This is a genomic window from Belnapia moabensis DSM 16746, from assembly GCF_000745835.1.
GTDB classification, from domain to species: domain Bacteria; phylum Pseudomonadota; class Alphaproteobacteria; order Acetobacterales; family Acetobacteraceae; genus Belnapia; species Belnapia moabensis.
Genome location: NZ_JQKB01000134.1, coordinates 1 through 8,714, shown reverse-complemented (window position 1 = coordinate 8,714; position 8,714 = coordinate 1). Strand labels below are relative to the sequence as shown.

Here is an 8,714-nt window from a genome sequence, read left to right as displayed (position 1 = left end):
GCTGCCATCATCCTCGCTGCCGGCCTCGGCACCCGCATGCGGAGCGCGCTGCCGAAGGCGCTGCACCCCATCGCCGGCCGGCCGATGCTCAACCACCTCATTGCCGCCTGCGAACCGGCCTTCGACCGCATCGTCGTGGTGGTCGGCCCCGACATGCCCGCGCTCGAGGCCGCCGCCCGCCCCCACGCGACGGTCATCCAGGCCGAGCGCCTCGGCACCGGCCACGCCGCCGCCCAGGCCGCTCCCTTGCTGCGCGACTACCCCGGCGACATCGCCGTCCTCTACGCCGACAACCCGCTGATCCCGACCGATACCCTTCGCCGCCTCCTCGCCCGCCGCGCCGAGGCCGGCCTCGCCCTCCTCGCCATGCGCCCCGCCGACCCCGCCCGCTACGGCCGCGTGGTGACGGACGCGGCCGGCGCCGTCCTCCGCGTCGTCGAATGGGCCGATGCGGATGAGGCCGAGCGCGCCATCCCCCTCTGCAACGCCGGCGTCGTCTGCGCCCCCGCCGCCGACCTCTTCCGCTGGCTCGCCGCCATCCGCGCCGAGAACGCCAAGGGCGAGTACTACCTTCCCGATGTCGTGGCGCTGGCCGTCGCCGAGGGCCGCCGCGTCCTCGCCGAGGAAGCCGCCGAGGCCGACCTCGCCGGCGCCAACAGCCGCGCCGAACTCGCCCTGCTGGAGGCCGGGATGCAATCCCGCCTGCGCGCCGCCGCCATGGCCGGCGGCGCGACGCTGACCGCCCCCGACACCGTCTTCCTCTCCTGGGACACCCGCCTCGGCCAGGACGTCACCATCGGCCCGCATGTCGTCCTCGGCCCCGGCGTCACGGTGGAGGACGAGGTGGATATCCGCCCCTTCAGCCACCTCGAATCCTGCACCGTGAGGCGCGGCGCCATCATCGGCCCCTATGCCCGCCTGCGCCCCGGGACCGAGGTGGGGGAGGGCGCCCATGTCGGCAATTTCGTCGAGCTGAAGGCCGCACTCCTCGGCCCCGGCGCCAAGGCCAACCACCTGACCTATCTCGGCGATGCGACCATCGGCGCCGGCAGCAATATCGGCGCCGGCACCATCACCTGCAACTATGACGGCATCGCCAAGCACCGCACCGAGATCGGCGCCGGCGCCTTCATCGGCAGCGACACCGCGCTGGTGGCGCCGGTGCGCATCGGTGACCGTGCGCTGGTCGCCGCCGGCAGCGTCATCACCGAGGACGTGCCGGACGACGCCATGGCCATCGCCCGCGGCCGCCAGGCGGTGAAGCCCGGGCGTGGGTTCAAAGGCAAGAAGGGCAAATAGCCATGTGCGGAATCGTCGGCGTCATCGGCAAGGCCTCCGCGGCACCGCTTCTCCTCGAAGCGCTCCGCCGCCTCGAATACCGCGGCTACGACAGCGCCGGCATCGCCACGCTCGTCAACGGCCATATCGAGCGCCGCCGCGCCGAGGGCAAGCTCGGCAACCTCGCCGGCGTGCTGGAGCGCGACGCGCTGCCCGGCACCACCGGCATCGGCCACACCCGCTGGGCAACCCACGGCGCGCCGACCGAGCGCAACGCCCACCCCCACAGCACCGCCCGCGTCAGCGTCGTCCACAACGGCATCATCGAGAACCATGCCGAACTTCGCGCCGAGCTGGAGGCCAAGGGCGCCGTCTTCGAGACCGAGACCGACACCGAGACCTTCGTCCGCCTGGTCGACGACCTGCTCCACCAGGGCCAGGAGCCGCAAGCCGCCTTCGCCGCCGCCCTCCGCCGCGTCCACGGCGCCTTCGCCCTCGCCGCCATCTTCTCCGGCCACCCCCGCCTGCTGCTCGCCGCCCGCCAGGGCGCGCCGCTCGCCGTCGGCTTCGGCGAGGGCGAGATGTTCGTCGGCTCCGATGCCCTCGCCCTCGCCCCCCTGACCCGCCGCATCGCCTATCTCGAGGAGGGCGACTGGGCCGCCATCGATGGCGAGGGCGCCCGCTTCTTCGACGCCGCGCACAATCTGGTGGAGCGGCGGGTGACTGTCACCGCCGTCTCCGGCGCCGCCGTCGGCAAGGGCAACTACCGCCACTTCATGGAGAAGGAGCTGCACGAGCACCCTGCCGTGCTCGGCGACACGCTCCGCCAGTACCTCGACCCGAAGACGCTCGAAGTCCGCCTGCCGCGCCTGCCCTTCGACCCCGCTAAGATCACCCGCCTCACCATCAGCGCCTGCGGCAGCGCCTTCCTCGCCGGCATGGTCGGCCGCTACTGGATCGAGCAGCTCGCGCGCCTCCCCGTCGATGCCGATGTCGCCAGCGAATTCCGCTACCGCAACCCGCCGCTCGCCGATGGCGGCGCCGCCATCCTCGTCAGCCAGTCCGGCGAGACGGCCGACAACATGGCCGCCCTCCGCCTGCTGAAGGAGGCCGGCCAGCGCGTCCTCTCGGTCGTGAACGTGCCCGAATCCTCCATGGCGCGCGAGAGCGACGGCGCGCTGCTGACCGTCGCCGGCCCCGAGATCGGCGTCGCCTCCACCAAGGCCTTCACCGCCCAGCTCGCCGTGCTTGCCTGCCTCGCCATCGGCTTCGGCCGTGCCCGCCGCGAACTGTCGACGCTCGACGAAGGCCGCCTCGCGCAGACCCTGCTGGAAGTGCCGAGCCACGCCGCCGCCATCCTCGAGCAGGACGCGACGATCCGCGAACTCGCCGCCGAGGTCGCCAAGGCCCGCGACGTGCTCTTCCTCGGCCGCGGCGCCATGTACCCCATCGCCCTCGAAGGCGCGCTGAAGCTGAAGGAGATCAGCTACATCCATGCCGAGGGCTATGCCGCCGGCGAGATGAAGCACGGCCCCATCGCGCTGATCGACAGCGACGTCCCGGTGATTGCCCTCTGCCCCTCGGGTCCGCTCTTCGAGAAGACCGCGAGCAACCTGCAGGAAGCCGCGGCCCGCGGCGGCCGCGTCATGGCCTTCACCGATGCGGAAGGCGCCCCGGCGCTCCGCCGCTTCGCCGAGCGCGTCATCGTCCTGCCGCAGATCGGCGAGTTCGCCACGCCGATCCTCTACGCCATCCCGGTGCAGCTGCTCGCCTACCACGTCGCCGTGCTGAAGGGCACCGATGTGGACCAGCCCCGCAACCTGGCGAAAAGCGTGACCGTCGAGTAGTTCAGGCTGGACACGACCGGCATCGTGACCGCCAACCACCCTCATGGCCTAGCTCACCGAGCGGCGCGCCATAACGGTTGCCGAAGTTTGATGGGTGGCAGCGCACAAGGCCTAAACAGCGGCGTTGCAATGCTTTTGCTTGCAGTTACCCGAGCCTAGAATTGCCGCCACGCTTCGACTCGCAGATAGGTAGAGTGATGTATAAACTCCCGCCATTAGGCGGCTTTCTGGCAGTCAGTGGGCCATCCGCCAAACTATATGGAAATCGGTCGGGACTGAACGTAAATTTCGGCCGTGCTCTGCCCAATTCCGGCGACTATCCACACTAGAACGCGGCCTGGTTTCCTCACGTCTGCATTTGTCTTCTTCAACACTACAGCTTGCAATACATTTGCCGCGTTGCGGGTCGATTGTGAAATGCCGTGCATAACATTCGCTGACACATGCTTGCCGTCTCATCTCGCACCGGGATTGCGCTAAAGCCGGAGCAGGCTCCAGTGCCCCGGATGCGATAACGGCAAGAGCAACAAATTGCCATAGCGTCCTCGCCATGTGACCATCCTTGGGAAGTTGGGCATCACCTACCAGGATCAGCGTGGCATTGCTCCTACCGGCACCCGTGGCGCACGGGACGCCCGGTTGCGGTCTAGCCATTCCTGAGCCGGCGGAAAGCGCCTGAGGCCGGGGACTTGCGCTGCGAGATTTACCTCTCTCCAGGCCGGATGAAAGCCTTGTGCTTGAAACTGATCGATCCGGCTGAACAAATAGTCAACCAGCCTCACGAGCCGACCATAACGGTCCGATCCTTGTGGCCAATTATAGGCGGCAAGGATGGTCGGTATTGCAATTGTAGAAACGTTTTGGCCTTCAGGGATGAGCTGCGGATAATCCCGCGAGGTCAAAGTTGAAGGAAGATAGACATTGGAAAAATCGGCATCTGCGATATCGACCGGCAAAAATTTGAACCCAGCTTCCCAACGCCCCCGCAAAAATGCATCGACAGGCTTTGACGTAATAAATACAACCGCTGCGATTTCGTCCTCGCCTCGACGCATTCTTTCGAGCGCGGCGGGGTGCGGCATAAAAGTTCTTTCGACGTTAATTTTGAGTCGATCAAATATCAGAGGGCCTGAATAAGCCGCTGTGGTGCCAGGCGTATTGAAGTTCACCTTTTTGCCGGCCAGATCTGAGATTGACGTAATTTCGGGACGCGCAAAAATGTGCACTTCGGAGGGGAAAAGGCTGAGAATATAAGCGATGCGTTGGTCGATGTTTGGCGTGAGACTGCGAAATTGTTCAAGCGCGTCGGTATTAATAATCGCCAGATCAATGCCGCGTAAATACAACAAGGCTTCAACGTTTTGCGTTGGTCCACGCGTTACCACTGGAAGTACGTGAAGTGCATCACGCTCATCAACGACTCTAGCAATTTCAGTCGCAAATCGAATCGGCGCCCCTTCCAGCAAGCCGCCGGCTAAGCCAACCGTCCAGGCGTTGAGCTTTTGCTTGACGGCCATTTCGGCGCCGCTTAGGGGCGGCTCGGGGCGAGGCTGGGCCATGGTTCGTGTCAGCGGCTGCGTCAGGCCTGTTATGAGAATGCAAAGGCCAATTGCAATCGCTCGTAGTCTGATCATGGGCGTGTCCCTCTATTTGTGCTGAGCCGCGGCTGCATCTCCGGCAGCTCCTGTTGTGCTCTTGCAATCGTCTCCAAACGCCACAGACTCGCAATGAATTGGGCGGCTGAACCATCTGGCCGTCTTCAGGCCGATACATCGCTGTCGTTCATTTTCCGTCGCGTCGGTTGTCGGTGGTCTGCGGCACGGAAGAACCGTGGACTCATTGCATAGCAACCCTATAGGAGCTGCCTGCAGAGATTTGAGGTCGGTTGCTCTACCTTCGACGCAAAGGGTGCGATGTTTGACATGCAGGATTGCGCATCTACTCCGCCGTGATGCCTCTGGCCCGAACCAGCTCACCCCAGCGTTTGTCCTCGGCGGCGGCACGACTTGCAAGTTCCTCACGGGTCGAGCCGATCGGTTCGGCTCCCAAGACTCTGAAGCGTCGTGCTGTGTCGGCATGGTGAGCTGCGGCGACAACGGCAGCGCCCAGACGTGCAGCGATCGCGTCTGGGATGCCCGCTGGGCCACCAACAGCAAGCCAGGACGCTGTCTCGAAGCCCGGAAGGGTTTCAGCCACCGTTGGAACGGCCGGCAACAATGGTGAGCGGTCCGTGCCGGTGACTGCGATGACGCGAGCGCCGCCGTCGCGTATTAAAGGAAGTGCGGTGGGAAACGCGTCTATCATCATCTGCGCACGCCCGGCGGCGAGATCGCGCAAGGCGTCAGGATTGCCGCGATAATGGACCAGCTCACAGCGCGTCCCTAATCGTTCGAGTAGCATCTCTGTTGCCAGATGCGGAATGACGCCCGCGCCTGGTGTTGCGCAAATAGGGGGTGTCCCTTGCGCCCGCATCCAAGCCTCAAGCTCAATGATGTTTGAAGCTGGAACGGAGGAATGCACCATCACGGCCGCAGGAAAGCGTGCAAATTCGCTGATCAAGGTGAAGTCGCGTCGCGGATCAAACGGTAGATTACGATACACATGCCGGTTCACAGCAAGCGTCGCGGCGAACAGCGTGCCAAAGGTCAGGCCGTCTGGTGCAGCGCGGGCGAGGACCGAAGCACCAAGGTTACCGCCCGCACCCGGTCGGTTTTCCACCACGACAGCTTGGCCTAGTTCAGCTTCCAGCCGCTGTGCCAGGATGCGTGTGAGAAGATCAGGGGCTCCGCCCGGCGGAAATCCGACAATCCACCGGATGGGCCGATCGGGCCAAGTCGCTGCCTTACCCCGCAACGGTGCCGCCGTCGCCAACAAGGCGGGAAGAGCGATAAGTGCTCGGCGAGTTGACATTGCAAATTCCAAGTTGGCAATACGGTGGAGCCTACACCTAGTCGAATAGCTCACGCAAATGCTGGCGTTTCTAATAGCATGCCTCGAGCACCTTGATGGTTGTACGCAAATAGATCCGTTGGCGTGATCGGATTGGGGCGAGAAGCCGAGGTGGAATGAAGGAGATCACGACAATCCGGACATGCGCGGCCAAGGGTCGCACGCGCGGTTTTAGGGGGCAGGGCGCAAGTCACCCAACCGTCGGCGGAGGCGAGCCGCTTCCGGATCTCCATGCGCGCTGCCCCGTTCGTACCACTGCATCGCCAACGCCTCGTCTGCTCCGCTACTCCTGGCGCCGATGCTATTCAAAAATTCCGGGTCATAGGTTCGGCCGAGGGCCGTTGCGGCAGCTGCACTGCCCTCCTCGGCCGCACGTTTGAACAGGAGACGTGCAGCGGAAACATCACCGGCGTCAAGCATCAACTGGCCGCGTCGCAACAGGTTCGTCAGTAGGTCAGGAGACATACGGCGTGATGACGAAGTTGGTGGTACGCTGTGCAGCGGTGGCGACGCCGTCGCTGTCAGTGGTTGGGGCGATGGTTGCAAACTTGGAGCAGTCGGTACGGCCCGCTCTGACAAGGGCTGGTCACTAGGGTTCACCGTGGTAGGCGCTGGGCTCTGATGCACGGTTCGACTGTGGTGTGGTTCCGCCGGCGGCAAAGTGGGACTAGGCGGCGTTATCTCAACGATTGGCTGCGAAGGTCTCTCGACACTGCCGGTGTCAGACTGGGCGGCTGGAGTGCTGGTCCCCGGCCGGGCTTCATCGCGTGAAGTAAACGCTGGAAACTCTGCCGGTAACAAGGGACTGGGGGGGCTCGTCGCTACAGCCGGCTGTGGCGACTGCACCCCACTGCTGATGTCAGGCGGAGTGGCCAGAGTGTTGGCCCTAGCGTCGGCTGGGTCTGTTGGTGGGACAATTTCGGAGGGCGGCACTGAGGGGGGAGCGGCTTCCACATGGTGGTTGGAGCCCTCTCCATGCTGCATCCCGGGTTCTGTCCTGCCCTCCTCGCCTGCCGTAGATGGGAGGAGTGGGAGGGGATGGGACGTCTCTGTACGTGTTCCAAACGAAACGTCCGGCAAAGAAGTCACTGGCGGAACGGCCGTGGCTACGGCGGAAGGCGCGTCTGAAGGGGGATGTAGGGCTGGCTGATGAACGTCGGGCAGCACGCGGGAACCAGCAGACACCGCAGCCTGCGACGGAGGAGTCGGCGTTTCCGTCAGTTGGCCGCCAGCGTTGTCTGCCTCCGGTTTATGGTCCGGTTCTGTGCCTTGCGCGACACGCTGTTCGGACTGGTCATGGGTAGACGCAAGCGGACTGGGTCTCCAAGCAACCGTGCCTGTGCCCTGGCCATCCAAGCTCTGGCGAGGATTGCTGGGTGCGAGCGATGTCCCACCTTCTACAGCCGGCGCGCTCGATGAAGCTCCCGTTCCATCACCAGCCATTTGGCCGAGCGGATTGCTACCGTCAAACTGACGCATGATAGCCCAGGCAAGACCACCGCACACGATCAAGGCAGCGGTCGAGCCAATCAGCAATGCGCCTCGGAAGCGTGTCTGCTTTGGGATGGTGCTGAGCTCATTCTCGGCTGCAGGCTTTTTTAGTCGAGTTGTTGTCTCAGCATTGCCGCTGGCATCTAGCGACACAGCGTCGCCGTTGGAAAGCGGTGATGCAGGAAAAGTAGATTGGTGACCGAAGGCTACGATGGGAGGCGCGTTGCCATTGCTTAGACGACCAATCAGCGGCGCTTGTGATGCAGGAGACTGCAAGGTGACGGCTTCAGCGGGGCTGTCAAAGGGGGGGCGCGCAGCCTCTTGGACGCCAGGCTGAGCCCCTGGCACTCTGGCAAAAGCCTCAATCACAGATTGAAGCCATTCCTCCGGCTCATCAACTTTGAGGTGGGGCTCAAGATCAAAGGCTGCTTCAAGGACTTCTGCGAGCGGCAGATCAGGCGGCGGAAGGGTGCGATACACAATCGGAGGTAAGCTGCCAAACCTCTCTTCAAATCCAACGGACAATAAGACCTGCTTGGCATTCAGCACAGCGGCTAGATCGATGGCGCGCCCAATCAAAGCGATGCCGCGATCGGCGCGACATAAGCCCCCATGCGGTCCACTTCCTGCCCGCATCACAACCGGCAGTATTGTCCACTCGGTACTGCAGGAGCTAACCGCCTGATGAAACTCAGGAGTGAAATTCTGGTCAATAACTGACTTTGAAGATGAGGCGTTAACAACCATTGGTGGAGATACTTTCTGCCAACAGGGTAAGTTTAATCGGTTTTGGTTGACATTCTACAAAAATAGTCCTGCTGCATCACCGTGGCCCACCCTCGGTTTGCTGGAGGCCCTACCTGTTAAGGGGGAGGGGGCGTTGCACAGTTTGCGGCAAGTCGCATAACAGCCCGTTGACGAAGTCGCCCTGACTTGATTCCGTTCGCTCCAGGACGCGAATGGCAGGTGTGGCATGGCGCTGGGACGACAGAAGGGCCAGCAACCGGAACTGCTGGTGACCTGGGCAGAGATGCCGCGCTCGCCAGGGCACGTGTTCTACGACCGGCTGCAGGCCGAACTGCTCAGCGCTGGGTTTGACGGCTTTGTCGAAGGCCAGTGCGCGCCCTACTACGCGGCGCGGCAGGGCCG

4 protein-coding genes are annotated in these 8,714 nt (G+C 63.7%); 2 read left to right on the top strand and 2 right to left on the bottom strand.

Annotated elements, in window-relative coordinates:
* Window positions 1–1,299 (top strand): bifunctional UDP-N-acetylglucosamine diphosphorylase/glucosamine-1-phosphate N-acetyltransferase GlmU (gene glmU, locus EP26_RS28200; RefSeq protein ID WP_043338158.1); only part of this gene is annotated, 1,299 nt, incomplete at its 5' end.
* A 2-nt stretch (window positions 1,300–1,301) separates the two neighbouring features.
* A complete protein-coding gene (gene glmS, locus EP26_RS28195; protein WP_043344211.1) occupies window positions 1,302–3,125 on the top strand; it encodes a glutamine--fructose-6-phosphate transaminase (isomerizing) in 1,824 nt (607 codons plus the stop codon).
* Between the two features lie 590 nt (window positions 3,126–3,715).
* Here glmS and EP26_RS28190 read toward each other — a convergent pair.
* Complete coding sequence (locus EP26_RS28190; RefSeq protein ID WP_211259594.1) at window positions 3,716–4,684, bottom strand: TAXI family TRAP transporter solute-binding subunit; 969 nt, start codon at window positions 4,682–4,684, stop codon at window positions 3,716–3,718.
* A 379-nt stretch (window positions 4,685–5,063) separates the two neighbouring features.
* Complete coding sequence (locus tag EP26_RS33995) at window positions 5,064–6,035, bottom strand: Bug family tripartite tricarboxylate transporter substrate binding protein (protein ID WP_084113087.1); 972 nt, start codon at window positions 6,033–6,035, stop codon at window positions 5,064–5,066.
* Window positions 6,036–8,714 lie beyond the last annotated feature (2,679 nt).

Excerpts from the sequence above, each read along its gene's own strand:
- EP26_RS28190 (WP_211259594.1), bottom strand. The coding sequence starts at position 4,684 with ATGGCCCAGCCTCGCCCCGAGCCGCCCCTAAGCGGCGCCGAAATGGCC.
- EP26_RS33995 (WP_084113087.1), bottom strand. The coding sequence starts at position 6,035 with ATGTCAACTCGCCGAGCACTTATCGCTCTTCCCGCCTTGTTGGCGACG.
- glmS (WP_043344211.1), top strand. The coding sequence starts at position 1,302 with ATGTGCGGAATCGTCGGCGTCATCGGCAAGGCCTCCGCGGCACCGCTT.